This is a genomic window from Pseudomonas sp. PSE14 (assembly GCF_029203285.1).
Taxonomy (GTDB): Bacteria; Pseudomonadota; Gammaproteobacteria; order Pseudomonadales; family Pseudomonadaceae; genus Pseudomonas.
This window is the reverse complement of sequence record NZ_CP115669.1, coordinates 815558-829738: the sequence shown is the minus strand read 5'-3', so window position 1 is coordinate 829738 and position 14181 is coordinate 815558. Positions and strand designations below refer to the sequence as shown.

11 protein-coding genes and 1 riboswitch are annotated in these 14181 nt (G+C 68.4%); of the genes, 5 read left to right on the top strand and 6 right to left on the bottom strand.

What is annotated here, in order from left to right:
* Complete coding sequence (locus O6P39_RS03920; protein ID WP_275610121.1) at positions 1-1587, top strand: aldehyde dehydrogenase (NADP(+)); 1587 nt, start codon at positions 1-3, stop codon at positions 1585-1587.
* 263 nt (positions 1588-1850) lie between these two features.
* Here O6P39_RS03920 and O6P39_RS03915 read toward each other — a convergent pair whose 3' ends face one another.
* Entirely contained in the window at positions 1851-2855 is a 1005-nt protein-coding gene (locus O6P39_RS03915; RefSeq protein WP_275610120.1) for an Ldh family oxidoreductase, read from the bottom strand.
* A gap of 254 nt (positions 2856-3109) precedes the next feature.
* On the opposite strand from O6P39_RS03915, the gene dxs reads away from it, so the two are divergent.
* Entirely contained in the window at positions 3110-5014 is a 1905-nt protein-coding gene (dxs, locus tag O6P39_RS03910; protein WP_275610119.1) for a 1-deoxy-D-xylulose-5-phosphate synthase, read from the top strand.
* A gap of 28 nt (positions 5015-5042) precedes the next feature.
* Positions 5043-5243: riboswitch (cobalamin riboswitch) on the top strand.
* 87 nt (positions 5244-5330) lie between these two features.
* Entirely contained in the window at positions 5331-7202 is a 1872-nt protein-coding gene (locus O6P39_RS03905; protein WP_275610118.1) for a TonB-dependent receptor, read from the top strand.
* Positions 7203-7498: 296 nt separating this feature from the next.
* On the opposite strand, the gene O6P39_RS03900 is transcribed toward O6P39_RS03905, so the two are convergent.
* Genes O6P39_RS03900 through O6P39_RS03885 form a run of 4 tightly spaced genes read right to left on the bottom strand, consistent with a single transcriptional unit; the run spans position 7499 to position 11142 of the window.
* Positions 7499-8098, bottom strand: coding sequence for an HAD family hydrolase (locus O6P39_RS03900; protein WP_275610117.1), 600 nt, complete (start codon positions 8096-8098; stop codon positions 7499-7501).
* Positions 8095-8964 (bottom strand): acyl-CoA thioesterase II, encoded by an 870-nt coding sequence (gene tesB, locus O6P39_RS03895; RefSeq protein WP_275610116.1) that lies wholly within the window; start codon positions 8962-8964, stop codon positions 8095-8097. Before tesB ends, O6P39_RS03900 begins: the two co-directional genes overlap by 4 nt.
* Before the next feature lie 13 nt (positions 8965-8977).
* On the bottom strand, positions 8978-10594 hold the full coding sequence (locus O6P39_RS03890) for a nitroreductase family protein (protein ID WP_275610115.1): 1617 nt from the start codon (positions 10592-10594) through the stop codon (positions 8978-8980).
* Positions 10591-11142: a GNAT family N-acetyltransferase gene (locus O6P39_RS03885; RefSeq protein WP_275610114.1), complete on the bottom strand. Its 552-nt coding sequence runs from the start codon at positions 11140-11142 to the stop codon at positions 10591-10593. Before O6P39_RS03885 ends, O6P39_RS03890 begins: the two co-directional genes overlap by 4 nt.
* 211 nt (positions 11143-11353) lie before the next feature.
* Here O6P39_RS03885 and O6P39_RS03880 point away from each other — a divergent pair, with 211 nt between their 5' ends.
* On the top strand, positions 11354-12559 hold the full coding sequence (locus O6P39_RS03880) for an MFS transporter (protein ID WP_275610113.1): 1206 nt from the start codon (positions 11354-11356) through the stop codon (positions 12557-12559).
* Positions 12560-12646: 87 nt separating this feature from the next.
* Complete coding sequence (locus O6P39_RS03875) at positions 12647-13570, top strand: histone deacetylase (protein ID WP_275610112.1); 924 nt, start codon at positions 12647-12649, stop codon at positions 13568-13570.
* On the opposite strand, the gene O6P39_RS03870 is transcribed toward O6P39_RS03875, so the two are convergent.
* Positions 13555-13989, bottom strand: coding sequence for a hypothetical protein (locus O6P39_RS03870; RefSeq protein WP_275610111.1), 435 nt, complete (start codon positions 13987-13989; stop codon positions 13555-13557). The genes O6P39_RS03875 and O6P39_RS03870 overlap by 16 nt on opposite strands.
* Between the last annotated feature and the right edge of the window lie 192 nt (positions 13990-14181).

Sequence of the window (14181 nt, the reverse complement as noted above, 5' to 3'; positions counted from 1 at the left end):
ATGACATCCGAACTCGCCCGCAACTTCATCGCCGGCCGCCGCGGCGGCGCCGGCAGCATCCGCCTGCAAAGCCTCGATGCCACGACCGGCGATGCACTGCCCCGCGCCTTCGTGCAAGCCACACCCGAGGAGGTGGACGCCGCCGCTCTCGCCGCCGAAGCCGCCTTCCCGCTCTACAGCAACCTGCCCGCCGAGCGCCGCGCCGAATTCCTCGACGCCATCGCCCGCGAACTGGAGGCACTGGACGACGACTTCATCGCCATCGTCTGCCGCGAAACCGCCCTGCCCGCCGCACGCATCCAGGGCGAGCGCAGCCGCACCGCCAACCAGATGCGCCTGTTCGCCAGGGTGCTGCGCCGCGGCGACTTCCACGGCGCCCGCATTGACCGCGCGCTGCCCGAGCGCCAGCCGCTGCCGCGCCCAGACCTGCGCCAGTACCGCACCGGCGTCGGTCCGGTGGCGGTATTCGGCGCCAGCAACTTCCCCCTGGCCTTCTCCACGGCCGGCGGTGACACCGCAGCCGCGCTGGCCGCCGGCTGCCCCGTCGTGGTGAAGGCCCACAGCGGCCATATGGCGACCGCCGAGCGGGTCGCCGAAGCGATCGTTCGCGCGGCCGAAGCCACCGGCATGCCGGCCGGCGTGTTCAACATGATCTACGGCGGTGGCGTCGGCGAGGCGCTGGTGAAGCACCCGGCGATCCAGGCCGTGGGCTTCACCGGTTCGCTGAAAGGTGGCCGTGCGCTCTGTGATCTGGCCGCCGCCCGCCCGCAGCCAATCCCGGTGTTCGCCGAGATGAGCAGCATCAACCCGGTGCTGGTCCTGCCAGCCGCCCTGCAATCGCGTGGCGAGCAAGTCGCCCGTGAACTGGCAGACTCGGTGGTACTCGGCTGCGGCCAGTTCTGCACCAACCCCGGCCTGGTCATCGGCATCGCCTCGCCGGCCTTCAGCCTGTTCACCGCCCAGCTGATCGCCGAACTCGGCCAGCGCCCGGCGCAAACCATGCTCAACGCCGGCACCCTGAAGAGCTACGAGCAGGGCCTGGCGCGCCTGCACGCCCACCCCGGCGTGCGCCACCTCGCCGGACAGGTGCAGGAAGGCCGGCAGGCGCGGCCGCAACTGTTCCAGGCCGACGCCCGCCTGCTGCTGGAGGGCGACGAATTGCTGCAGGAGGAAGTCTTCGGTCCGACCACCGTGCTGGTGGAAGTCGCCGACGAGGCCGAACTGCGCCGCGCCCTGGATGGCCTGCACGGCCAACTCAGCGCAACCCTGATCGCCGAGCCCGCCGACCTCGCGCACTTCGCCGCGCTGGTGCCGCTGCTGGAACGCAAGGCCGGCCGCCTGCTGCTCAACGGCTACCCGACCGGTGTGGAAGTCTGCGACGCGATGGTCCATGGCGGCCCCTACCCGGCCACCTCCGACGCGCGCGGCACCTCGGTGGGCAGCCTGGCCATCGACCGCTTCCTGCGTCCGGTGTGCTACCAGAACTACCCCGACGCGCTGCTGCCCGATGCGCTGAAGGACGCCAACCCGCTGGGCATCGCCCGGCTGGTGGATGGCGAGACGACACGGGAGCCGTTGTCCCGTTGAGGGTTCGTCGGTGAGGGAGTGAATGTCGGCCAGTCCCGCACCGACGATCAGCCCCGGCCTGGCGCCGGGGCTTTTTTATGCGGGGCTCTTTGTAGGAGCGAGCTTGCTCGCGAACCAACCACCGCTGCGAGCCCAGTACGTAGGGCGTACAACCGTTCGCGGTTGTACGCCGCATCACCTCCGCTCATCGCCCGCGCCAAGGCCAAACTCGGAGCGCCCTGCGATCAAGGCCAAACGGCGTATAACGCGGAGCGTTATACGCCCTACGCCAACAGCCCCTGCAAATCGGCAACCAGCGAATCGCTGATCTCCACGCCCCCGGCCAGGCTGCGCTCACGCGCGGCGAAGCGGCGTTGCGAGGGTAGGCGCGCGCCCATGTCGACGATGGATTCGAACAGCGTCTCCGCCCGCGCCAGGTGCTGCGCGGCATCGGCGCCAAGGAAGCGCGTGGGGTCGATGGCGATCAGCAGTTCGCCGTGATAAGGCGACGACTTCGTCCCGGCATCGAAGACCGAGGACTCGGCACTGGTCAGGTCGCCAATCAAGGGCCCGGCGATCAGCTCGACCATGGTCGCCAGTGCCGAGCCCTTGTGCCCACCGAAGGTCAGCATGGCGCCCTCGAGCACGGCGCCAGGGTCGGTGCTGGGGTTGCCGTCGGCATCGATGCCCCAGCCCAGCGGAATCGCCTTGCCCTCGCGCTCGTGCAGCTGGATTTCCCCACGCGCCACGACCGTGGTGGCGAAATCGAAGACGTAGGGGTTCTGCCCGGCCCGCGGCCAGCCGAACGCGATGGGATTGGTGCCGAACAACGGCCGCGTTCCGCCCGCCGGCGCCACGTAGGCCTGGGCCGGCGTGACCGCCAGCGCCACCAGGCCGTGGGCGGTGATCCGCTCGATCTCCACCCAGAGCGCCGAGAAGTGCACGCAATGATTGATCGCCAATGCGGCGATGCCCTGGCTGCGCGTCTTCTCCACCAGCTTCGGCAAGCCAAGATCGAAAGCGCACTGCGAGAAGCCGCCCTTGGCATCGACGCGCACCAGCGCCGGCGCGGGCTCCGAAAGCTCCGGCACGGCATCGAGCGACACCTTGCCGGCGCGCGCCGTATGGATGCAACCCAGCAACCGCCAGACGCCATGGGACGTACAGCCATCGCGCTCACCGGCCAGCACGGTGTCGGTCACTGCCTGCACGTGGGGTTCGCTGAAACCGTGGTGGCGCAGGATCGCCACCGACAGCTCGCGCAATGCTTCCAGGCTCAATCGGGTCACGCCGTCCTCCTCAATCCTTACCCATCGTCTACGTCCGTTGCGGCAATCCGCCGCCGGACCGTTCCGGCCTACAGTGGCCGCTCCGGCTTCCCACCGCTTGCGCACAATCGGCTAGCCCGACGACGATTTCGGCACAGCCCGCGACTGCGATCCGACCATCCGGTCAGCCGATGGATTGGCCCCACGTTGCTTGGGCCAATCCCAAGCATCAGGTAAACTCCCGCATCTTTTGCCTTCTCATAACGATCAGCCTGATGCCCACGACGTTCCACGAGATTCCCCGCGAGCGCCCCGCCACGCCCCTGCTCGACCGCGCCAGCACGCCGGTCGAACTGCGCCGGCTGGGCGAAGCGGAGCTGCTGACCCTCGCTGACGAACTGCGCCAGTACCTGCTGTACAGCGTCGGCCAGACCGGCGGCCATTTCGGCGCCGGGCTCGGCGTGATCGAGCTGACGGTCGCCCTGCACTACGTCTTCGACACCCCCGACGACCGCCTGGTGTGGGACGTCGGCCACCAGGCCTACCCGCACAAGATCCTCACCGGCCGCCGCGAGCGCATGGGCACCCTGCGCCAGAAGGACGGCCTGGCCGCCTTCCCGCGCCGCTCGGAGAGCGAGTACGACACCTTCGGCGTCGGCCACTCCAGCACCTCCATCAGCGCCGCGCTGGGCATGGCCATCGCCGCGCGTATGCAGGGCTCGGGCCGCAAGTCGGTGGCGGTGATCGGCGACGGCGCACTGACCGCCGGCATGGCCTTCGAGGCGCTCAACCACGCGTCGGACGTGAAGGCCAACATGCTGGTGATCCTCAACGACAACGACATGTCGATCTCCAAGAATGTCGGCGGCCTGTCCAACTACCTGGCCAAGATCATCTCCAGCCGCACCTATTCGAGCATGCGCGAGGGCAGCAAGAAGATCCTCTCGCGCCTGCCGGGCGCCTGGGAGATCGCGCGCAAGGTCGAGGAACATGCCAAGGGCATGCTGGTCCCCGGCACCCTGTTCGAGGAGCTGGGCTGGAACTACGTCGGCCCCATCGACGGCCACGACCTGCCGACCCTGATCGCCACCCTGCGCAACATGCGCGACCTGGACGGCCCGCAGTTCCTCCACGTGGTGACCAAGAAGGGCAAAGGCTTCGGCCCGGCCGAGATCGACCCCATCGGCTACCACGCCATTACCAAGCTGGAGCCGATCAAGGCCCCGGCGGAGCCGAAGAAGCCATCCGGTCCCAAGTACTCCAGCGTGTTCGGCCAGTGGCTGTGCGACATGGCCGCCCAGGACCCGCGCCTGGTCGGCATCACCCCGGCAATGAAGGAAGGCTCGGACCTGGTGGCCTTCGCGGATAAATTCCCGGACCGCTACTTCGACGTCGCCATCGCCGAGCAGCACGCCGTGACCCTGGCGGCCGGCATGGCCTGCGACGGCGCCAAGCCCGTGGTGGCGATCTACTCCACCTTCCTGCAGCGCGGCTACGACCAGCTGATCCATGACGTCGCGGTGCAGAACCTCGACGTGCTGTTCGCCATCGACCGCGCCGGTCTGGTGGGCGAAGACGGCCCGACCCACGCCGGCAGCTTCGACCTGTCCTACCTGCGCTGCATCCCCGGCATGCTGGTGATGACCCCCAGCGACGAGAACGAACTGCGCAAGCTGCTCACCACCGGCCATCACTTCGAAGGCCCGGCGGCGGTGCGCTACCCGCGCGGCACCGGCCCCAACGCCCCCATCGAGGCGGCGCTGGAACCGGTCGAGATCGGCAAGGGCGTGGTGCGCCGCGAAGGCAAGGCCGGCAAGGTCGCCTTCCTGGTGTTCGGCGTGCAACTGGCCGAGGCGCTGAAAGTCGCCGAGCAATTCGACGCCACCGTCGCCGACATGCGCTTCGTCAAGCCGCTGGACGAGGAACTGGTACGCCAGCTGGCCGCCAGCCACGACCTGCTGGTGACCCTCGAGGAAAACGCCGTGATGGGTGGCGCCGGTGCCGCCGTCAGCGAATTCCTCGCCCGCGAGAACATCCTGCAGCCGATCCTGCACCTGGGCCTGCCGGACTACTACGTCGAGCACGCCAAGCCCGCGCAGATGCTCGCCGAGTGCGGTCTTGACGCTGCCGGCATCGAACGCTCGGTGAGCGCTCGCCTGGAGGCGCTCGGCAACCGCTGAGCGCATGCCTCTCCCGGAGTATTGCCAGTGACGGGCGCACCGACTAAGGTGCGCCCGTTTTCGTTCGAGGTAACGGGAAGCAGGTGAAAGACCTGCGCTGCCCCCGCAACGGTAACCGACCGCAGGCCCCGGCCTGCCGCGCTGCGAACCGCCACTGTGCATCCGCATGGGAAGGCCGCAGACGTGAGTGTCGGCAGCCCGGAGACCGCCCTCGTACGCCCCGACAGGTGTTGCGGAGGGCCGCACCGTCAAGCGCGGCCCGCCGCCCTTGCCACGCCCTCCTCGAAAGTCATCCGACCGCTTTTGAGGACGATCCATGAAACTGACCCGACTCGCCCTGGCCACCGGCCTGCTGCCCGGCCTGGCCTTCGCCGATGCCGCCGTTCCGACCGGCGACGTCTACGCCATGCCCGCCCTGGTGATCACCTCCGGCCGCCACGTCCAGCCGCGCGCCCAGGCCACCGCCGCCAACAGCGTATTCACCCGCAAGGACATCGAACGTCTGCAGGTACGCAGCGTGCCCGAACTGCTCAAGCGCGTACCCGGCGTGCAGATGGGCAGCTCCGGCGGGGTGGTCTCCTACTCCGTTCGCGGCACCAGCACCGCGCAGACGCTGGTCCTGGTCGACGGCCAGCGCGTCGCCTCGGCCAGCACCGGCATCGCCCGCCTGGACTACCTGAGCATCGACAACATCGAGCGCGTGGAAGTGACCCGCGGTCCACGCTCGTCGCTGTACGGCGCCGACGCCATCGGCGGCGTGATCCAGATCTTCACCCGCCGTGGCGAGGCCGGGCTGCACCCGGAACTGCGCCTGGCGGCCGGCAGCCACGGCACCTTCGAACGCAGCGTGAATCTCTCCGGCGGCGACGAGCGCACCACCTTCAACCTGGGCGGCAGCCTCGACGAGAGCGATGGCTGGGACCGCACCAGCGACAACGTCGGCGCCGACAGCGACGACGACGCCCAGCGCAACAAGGCCGTGCACCTGAACCTCGACCACCGCTTCAACGAGGACTGGAAGGCCGGCCTGAACCTCAACGACCAGCGCGGCAAGAACGAATACGACGACGCCTACAACTTCGAGCCGGGCCTGCCGCGCGACGAATTCCGCGTCAGCAGCTACAGCGGCTACCTCGAAGGCCAGCTCACCGACATCTGGAACAGCCGCCTGGAACTGGGCCGCAGCTTCGACCGCAACAAGGCCGTGGGCGCCGCCGACAGCTGGAACAACGGCACCCTGGAAACCACCCGCCACTCGGCCGGCTGGATCAACCGCCTGCAACTGGACGCCGCCAACCAGCTCGCCCTGGGTGCCGACTGGTACGAAGACCGGGTCGAAGGCAGCACCGAGTTCGCCCAGGACCGGCGCGAGAACCACGCCTTCTTCGCCCAGCACAGCTTCAAGGGCGAACATTTCGGCACCGAACTGGGCCTGCGCCACGACGACAACCAGGTCTACGGCACCCAGAACAGCTGGAACGCCGCCTTCAGCCTGCCGGTGGGCGACAACCAGAGCTGGATCGCCAGCTACGGCGAAGGCTTCCGTGCGCCGACCTTCAGCGACCTCTACTACCCCGGCGCCGGCAACCCCAACCTCAAGCCCGAGACCTCGAAGACCTACGAGCTGCAATGGCGCGGCGATTTTTCCGGCACCCACCTGGAAGCCTCGCTGTACCGCACCGACGTCGACGACCTGATCGCCTGGGACAGCACCAGCAACCAGCCGGAGAACATCGCCAAGGCGCGCATCAATGGCTTCGAGGCCAGCGTCGCCCGCGAGGTCCTGGGCTGGCAGGCGAACCTCGGCCTGAGCCTGATCGACCCGCGCGATCGCGACACCGGCCACACCCTGCCCACGCGTGCGCGCCGCACCCTGAGCCTGGACCTCGACCGCCAGTTCGGCGCCTACGGCGTCGGCGGCTCCTGGCGCGCGGTCAGCCAGCGTTATGACGACGCGGCCAACACGCGAGAACTCGCCGGCTACGGCGTGCTCGACCTGCGCACCAGCTGGCTGGCCAGCGATGAGATTCGCTTCGACCTGAAGCTGGATAACGCCCTGGACCGCAATTACGCCCTGGGCGACTACCTGCGCCCGACCAGCCCGATGGACTTCATGGGCGAAGCGCGCCCGTACCAGGAGCCAGGCCGCACCGCGCTGCTGGCGGTGACCTGGACGCCGGAGTTGTAAGGCGTAGTGCTTTTGTAGGATGGCGTGGAGCGAAGCGATACCCATCAGCCCCTGTATAGACCGCATGGGTATCGCCTAGGCTCCACCCATCCTACGGCTCGACGTTCCCCGACATCGTAGGAGCGGGCCATGCCCGCGAATCGCGGACAAAGTCCGCTCCTACAGGGAGCATCGGTGCAGAGGGCTGTTCGCGAGCAAGCTCGCTCCTACAGGTTCGGCGTGCACAGATAGACCGGGGCATGCCGAGCCGCTGGGGGGCGCCTAACCATTGCTCGCGTACCCGCATAGGAGCGAGCTTAAGAGAGGAGCCCCGCCATCCGCCCCAGCTCCGCGCAATCCTGCGCGTGCCAGTCGGTCAGTTCCGGCCAGGGGTTGTCGGCCAGGTTCACCAGCGCACTGTGCGCCCCGGCCGCGCGGGCGCAGTCGAGATCGAAGCGATAGTCGCCGACCATCAGCATCCGCTGCGGCGCCACATCCCAACGCGACGCCAAACGCAGCAAGCCGTCCGGGCTGGGCTTCGGATCAGCCTCGCCACGGCCGAGAACATCCTCGGCGGCGAAGCAATCGCCAATGCCGATGGCCTCCAGAGTGATCAGCGCCAGCTCATGGGCATTGCGGGTCAGGATACCCAGGCGATAGCCCGCGCCATGCAGCGCCCGCACCAGCGCCACCGCACCGGGCGCTGCGGTGGAGGCCTCCGCCAGCTCGCGCTCGTGCTCCAGCAGCCAGGCGTGCTTGGCCGCCGCCTCGTCCTCCGGCAGTGCCGCGAGATGGGAGAGGATGTCGTGCTCCTGGGGAATGCCCAGGGTCCGCTTGATCGCCGGAAAATCGTGCACCGCCAGGGTCAGGGTGCCGTCCATGTCGAACACCCAGTGGCGTATCTCGTCGAGTCTCACGACCAATCCTCGCGGTGGCGGATCAGGCCTTCCTGGGTCGCCGAAGCGACCAATTGGCCGTCACGGTTGAACACGCTGCCGCGAACGAAGCCACGGCCATTGCCGGCCCAGGGACTGTCGATGGCGTAGAGCAGCCACTCGTCCGCGCGCAGGTCGCGGTGGAACCACACGGAATGGTCGATGGTGGCGACCTGCATGTCCTTCTGCCACACCGAGCGGCCATGGGGCAGCAGCGAGGTGGTGAGGAAGCCGAAGTCCGAGGCGTAGGCGAGGATGTACTTGTGCAGCGCCGGCACGTCCGGCAGCTTGCCGTCGGCGCGCAGCCAGAGGTACTTGATCGGCTCGCCGACCACCGGGTCATAAGGGTCGTTCTGGGTGACCGGGCGGATTTCGATGGGCTTGGGGTACAGCAGCTTGTCGCGGATGCGCTCGGGGAACTGCTGGGCGCTGCGCTGCTTGAGCTCGAGGTCCGTCGGCAGGTTCTCCGGGCCGACCACGTCGGGCATGGTGATCTGATGTTCGAAGCCCCCTTCGTCGGTCTGGAACGAGGTGCTCAGGGCAAAGATCGGCTGGCCCTTCTGGATCGCGGTGACGCGGCGGGTGCTGAAGGTGCCGCCGTCGCGCACGCGGTCGACCTGGTAGACGACGGGTTTGCTGGCGTCGCCCGGACGCAGGAAGTAACCGTGCATCGAGTGCACGTGGCGCTCGGGGTCGACGGTCTGGCTGGCCGCCGACAGCGCCTGGCCGAGCACCTGCCCGCCGTAGAGCTGGCGGAACCCGAGGTCCTGGCTCATGCCGCGGAACAGGTTCTCTTCGATCTGTTCCAGGCTCAGCAGAGCCACCAGGTTGTCCAGGATCTGGGTCATGCGCGTTGTTTCCTCAATTGCGGTCTTGCTGAAGTGGGGGTCGGCGTGGCGCGCTGTAGGCAGGAAGGCTGGTGAGGCGTTCATCCCAGACCGCGCGGCCGATAGTGAAATGATAGAGGCTGACCGGGCAGTCCGGACCGCCAGCGAGCAATTCGTCCAGCGCCGGATCGAAATAGCAGCCGATGCCGGTGCCCGACAGGCCCGCCGCCTCGGCTTCCAGGTAGAGCAGCTGGCCGACCTGCCCGGCTTCCCAGTACAGGCGCGGATAGGCCCAGGCGCCCTCGGCCAGCGCGGCGTCGAGATCAGCGAGCATGGCGAAGGCGACGCAGCCGTCGCCAGCGATGTCCTGCCCGCAGGACAGGAAGGCCGACAGCCCGCGCGCATCGCCGGACAGCAGGCGGTACAGCGGCACACCGCTCTCCGTCACCGGCTGCCACAGGTAATCCTCACGCAACCCGCCCGGCGAGCGACCACTGCGGCCCAGCCAGTACAGCCCCGGCTCCAGGCCCTGAACGCGGTGGACGAACAGCAGCAGGTCGATGCGCGTCGGCTCTCCCGTGCAGGCGAACGGCACCGGCGAGCGCTCCGGCAACAGGCGGCGCAGCCAGGCATACAGCAGCTCAGCCTGAATACCGCTGCGGCCATCCATGGACTGCGCGCTGCGCCGGCGATGCAGGATCGGGCGCAGCGGCAGGCCGGGGTTATCCACAGCCGGATCGGCTTTCGCGGCGCGCCATTGGCGCGCGGGCAACATCGGCGCGCGACACAGGTGATGCACGCGCTCCAGCTCCGGCCAGTGCCGATAATCCCGCGACAGGCGATTCGGCACGCCGGCCAGCGGCAGTTCGACGAGCCCCTTGAGCAGGGGCTCCGGCAATGGGAACTCGGCCGCCTGCGCCGAACCGATCCACAGCAGCGCGTCGGCGCATTCGCGTTCGCTGAAGCCTTCGCGGTCCAGGCCGATCAGCGCATCCAGCCGCGACTCGGCCACGCCTCGCAGCAGGCGAACCTCCCAGCCCTGGATCGCCGCAGCGATGCTCAGGCAGGCCAGCGCGTGGCCAAGGTCGTGATGGCAGTAGCGGTAGGCGCGCTCGCCGTACTTCCAGGCCTCGCGCCAGGGAATGCTGGCCAGCGCCAGCAGGAAGCCGCCGGCGGGCAGCGCGGCGTCCAGTTGCTCGGCCAGGGGCGCGGGCAGCTCGGCGCGCACCTCCAGCACATGCTCGCCGGCACTGTAGTGCGCCAGCAGCGCGGCGTTATCCACAGCCCCGGAAGGCAGCAGCAGATAGGCTTCGGTCGGGTGCAGGTTGCCACTGGACGGATTGACCCGCAGCGCCCAGCGACTGCCACCGGCCTCTTTCCAGGCGGAGATCGCCAGGCTGTCGTAGAGCAGCTGCGAGACGCCCTGGAGACTCAGCGGCGCCGGCTGACCGATGGGCCCGGCGAACACCTGGTCGTAGCCGGGCGATTCCTCCTGCGGCCGGTGCAGCAGTTCGATGAGGCGAGCACCGGCATAGCGGCGAAACGGCGCCGGCTGGGTCGCCCAATCGAGCTGGCCGGGGCCGGGGGCGAAGCGCTCCGGACGGTGCCGGCTCAGTTCGTGGTAGGCGCGCACGCCGTCTTCAGGAGTCATACCGCATCTTTCCGGCGGATTCGGTACAGCACGTGCTGACGCAACGCGTGGCCTTCCGGCAGGCGCGGATGTTCGAAGTCAGCGGCCTCATCGCGCTGCATGCCCAGGCGCTGCATCAGTCCCTGGGACGGCAGGTTGGCCGGCACGGTGAAGGCCACCACTTCATCCAGCCCCAGTCGCTCGAAGGCGAACGCCAGCGCCGCGCGGGCCGCTTCCAGCGCGTACCCCTGACGCCAATAAGCGGCATTGAAGCGCCAGCCGATTTCCACCGCCGGGGTGAAGGGTGCGTCGAAGGACACTCGCGCCAACCCGAGCACACCGATGAACGCTTCGTCCTCGCGGCGCTCGACAATCCACTGACCGAAGCCGTGCTCGTCGAAGTGCAGCAGGATGCGCGCGGCCAGCAGGTCGCTGTCCTCGCGGCTCAGGCAGGCGGGGAAGTGCCGCATCACCTCGGCGTCGGCGTTCAGCGCGGCGAAAGCCGGCAGGTCGGCGGCACGCCAGGGTCGCAGCAGCAGGCGCTCGGTGGTCAGGCTGGGGATATCCATCGACGGGCCTTCGGTTTTAATCGGGAGCCCCATGATACCCGCAGACGTGTCTGGCGGACGCAGTCCGTCCGGCCAGCGCAATCGATTCAGCACAGCCCCGCCCGCTTCTGGTATTTTTGTCGCTCCCTCGCTGTCGGTCACTGCCTTGACCGTGCCCTGAGCAGACAGCCGCGCCGCCACGGCGCACCTCGAAAAAGACCAAGGAAACCCCATGACCACCTCCACCTCCGGACTGCCACGCAGTACGGCCCTGGTGCTTTTCGCCCTTGCCGTCGGCGGCTTCGCCATCGGCACCACCGAATTCGCCACCATGAGCCTGCTGCCCTACTTCGCCCCGGCCCTGGGCATCGATGCCCCGACCGCCGGCCACGTGATCAGCGCCTACGCCCTGGGCGTGGTCGTCGGCGCGCCGCTGCTGGCGGTGCTCGGCGCGCGCCTGCCGCGGCGCACCCTGCTGGTGCTGCTGATGGCGCTGTTCGCCGCCGGCAACGGACTCAGCGCCCTGGCGCCGACCTACCACTGGATGCTGCTGTTCCGCTTCATCAGCGGCCTGCCCCACGGCGCCTACTTCGGCATCGCCGCGCTGGTCGCCGCCTCCGTGGTGCCGCCGCACCGGCGCACCGTGGCGGTCGGGCGGATGTTCCTCGGCCTCACCGTCGCCACCATCATCGGCGTGCCGCTGGCCAACTGGCTGAGCCAGGCCGTGGGCTGGCGCTGGAGCTTCGCCCTGGTCGCCGCCCTGGGCGTCGCCACCATGATCTGCGTGCGCCTGTTCGCCCCGTACTCGCCGGCCGAGCCGGACTCCAGCCCGCTGCGCGAGCTGGGTGCGCTCAAGCGCGGGCAGGTCTGGCTGACCCTGGGTATCGGCGCCATCGGCTTTGGCGGGCTGTTCGCGGTGTATACCTACCTGGCCGACATCCTCGGCGCCGTCACCCACGTCTCGCCGAGTGTCGTGCCGCTGGTGATGGCGGTGTTCGGCGTCGGCATGACCCTGGGCAACCTGTTCATCCCGGTGCTCGCCGACCGCGCCGTGATGCCCACCGCCGGCGGCCTGCTGGTGTGGAGTGCGGTGGTGCTGGCGATCTTCCCGTTCACCGCCGGCAACATCTGGACCATCGCCATCTGCGTGTTCTTCGTCGGCTTCGGCGGCGCCCTGGGCACCGTGCTGCAGACCCGCCTGATGGACGTTGCCGAAGATGCCCAGGGACTGGCAGCGGCGTTGAATCACTCGGCATTCAACTTCGCCAATGCTCTCGGCCCGTATCTGGGCGGCCTGGCCCTGGCGGCCGGCTACGGCTGGACCTCGCCGGGCTGGGTCGGCAGCCTGCTGGCCATCGGCGGCTTCGTGCTGTGGTCGGTCGCGGTGGCCACCAGTCGCAACGAGCGCCGCGGCGCGGCACTGTCCAGCGAAGGTTGAACGCAAAAGGGCCGGCGCACTGCCGGCCCTTTCGTCTGCGCGCTCCGCCGACGTAACCTGTGGTGTCTCTTCCGATCTGCCGACACCATGCCACTGCCCCTGGTCTACCACGACGACTACAGTCCGCCGTTCCCGGACAACCACCGCTTCCCCATGGAGAAGTTCCGCTTGCTGCGCGACCATCTGGTGGACAGCGGGCTGGTCGGCGATGCCGAACTGCTGCGCCCGGAACTCTGCCCGGTGGACATCCTCGCCCTGGCCCACGACCGCGCCTACATCGAGCGCTACTGCAGCGGCGAGATGAGTCGTGAGGAACTGCGCCGCCTCGGCCTGCCCTGGACCGAAGCCTTGGCCCGTCGCACCGTACGCGCGGTCGGCGGCTCGGTGCTGAGCGCGGAGCTGGCCTTGCAGCACGGCCTGGCCTGCCACCTGGCCGGCGGCACGCATCACGCGCACTACGACCATGCCTCGGGCTTCTGCATCTTCAACGACCTGGCAGTGATCAGCCTGTACCTGCTGGAAAGCGGCAAGGCCAACCGCGTGCTGATCTTCGACTGCGACGTGCACCAGGGCGACGGCACCGCGCGCATTCTGGAGAACGTGCCGGATGCGGTGACGGTGTCACTGCATTGCGAGAAGAACTTCCCCGCGCGCAAGGCGCAGAGCGACTGGGACATTCCCCTGCCGCTGCACCTGGGCGACGCCCAGTACCTGAAGGTGGTCGAGGAGGCGCTGGACTACCTGCTGCCGCTGTACCAGCCGGACATCGTGCTCTACGACGCCGGCGTGGACGTGCACAAGGACGACGCCCTGGGCTACCTGCAACTCACCGATGCCGGGCTGGCCGCGCGTGACGAGCATGTCATCCGCCGCTGTCTTTCCAGCGACATCCCGGTGGTCGGCGTGATCGGCGGCGGCTACGACAAGGACCGCCAGGCCCTGGCGCGGCGCCATGGCATCCTGCACCACAGCGCCAGCCGGGTGGCGAGGGAGTTTCAGCTCACGCGGTAGCGCGAGTTGTTGGTGCACATGCGCGAAGGCAGGCGTTGCTGCTCCCAGCGCGTCAGCTCCTGCTCGGAGAACCCCAGCAGGACCGCCGCACGCTGCCGGGCATCCGCGCCAAAGACCTTCTCGCAGACGCCCAGCACCTGTTCCGGCACATGGTGCTTGAGCAGCTCCTGAGCCCGCAGCGGGCCGGAGTAATCCAGATAACGCGGCAGGAAGCGGCTCCAGTTGGTGAACACATAGAGGTTGTGCAACGCCACCTGCAGCGAGATACGTTCGAGCAGCTTCTGCTCGAACTTCAGCTTCGATGGCCGGATGTTCTTTTCCAGGCGCACCAGCATGTGCGCCACGGCTTCGTTCAACAGGCCGCGAATCTCATCGCTGGGCAGCCGTCGAATGACGATATCGACGCCATTGACGCGCACTCGGGTATCGTTGCCCTCACTCCACAGGTGAGCTTCATGGGAACGGAGATAATCACGCACTTTCATCGACAGACAGGACCGTTTTTGCAACAGGCCGGCATGCTGATGGATTCACAAAAGCGCCAGAACTAGGCGCCCTCCCGATCCCTTGTAGGAATTCTCGTAATCACCTCCAACTGAGAACCACGGAAC

Coding starts and splice junctions, on each gene's coding strand:
- O6P39_RS03920 (WP_275610121.1), top strand. CDS start 1: ATGACATCCGAACTCGCCCGCAACTTCATCGCCGGCCGCCGCGGCGGC.
- tesB (WP_275610116.1), bottom strand. CDS start 8,964: ATGACCCAGATCCTGGACAACCTGGTGGCTCTGCTGAGCCTGGAACAG.
- O6P39_RS03885 (WP_275610114.1), bottom strand. CDS start 11,142: ATGGATATCCCCAGCCTGACCACCGAGCGCCTGCTGCTGCGACCCTGG.
- O6P39_RS03905 (WP_275610118.1), top strand. CDS start 5,331: ATGAAACTGACCCGACTCGCCCTGGCCACCGGCCTGCTGCCCGGCCTG.
- O6P39_RS03880 (WP_275610113.1), top strand. CDS start 11,354: ATGACCACCTCCACCTCCGGACTGCCACGCAGTACGGCCCTGGTGCTT.
- O6P39_RS03875 (WP_275610112.1), top strand. CDS start 12,647: ATGCCACTGCCCCTGGTCTACCACGACGACTACAGTCCGCCGTTCCCG.
- O6P39_RS03890 (WP_275610115.1), bottom strand. CDS start 10,594: ATGACTCCTGAAGACGGCGTGCGCGCCTACCACGAACTGAGCCGGCAC.
- dxs (WP_275610119.1), top strand. CDS start 3,110: ATGCCCACGACGTTCCACGAGATTCCCCGCGAGCGCCCCGCCACGCCC.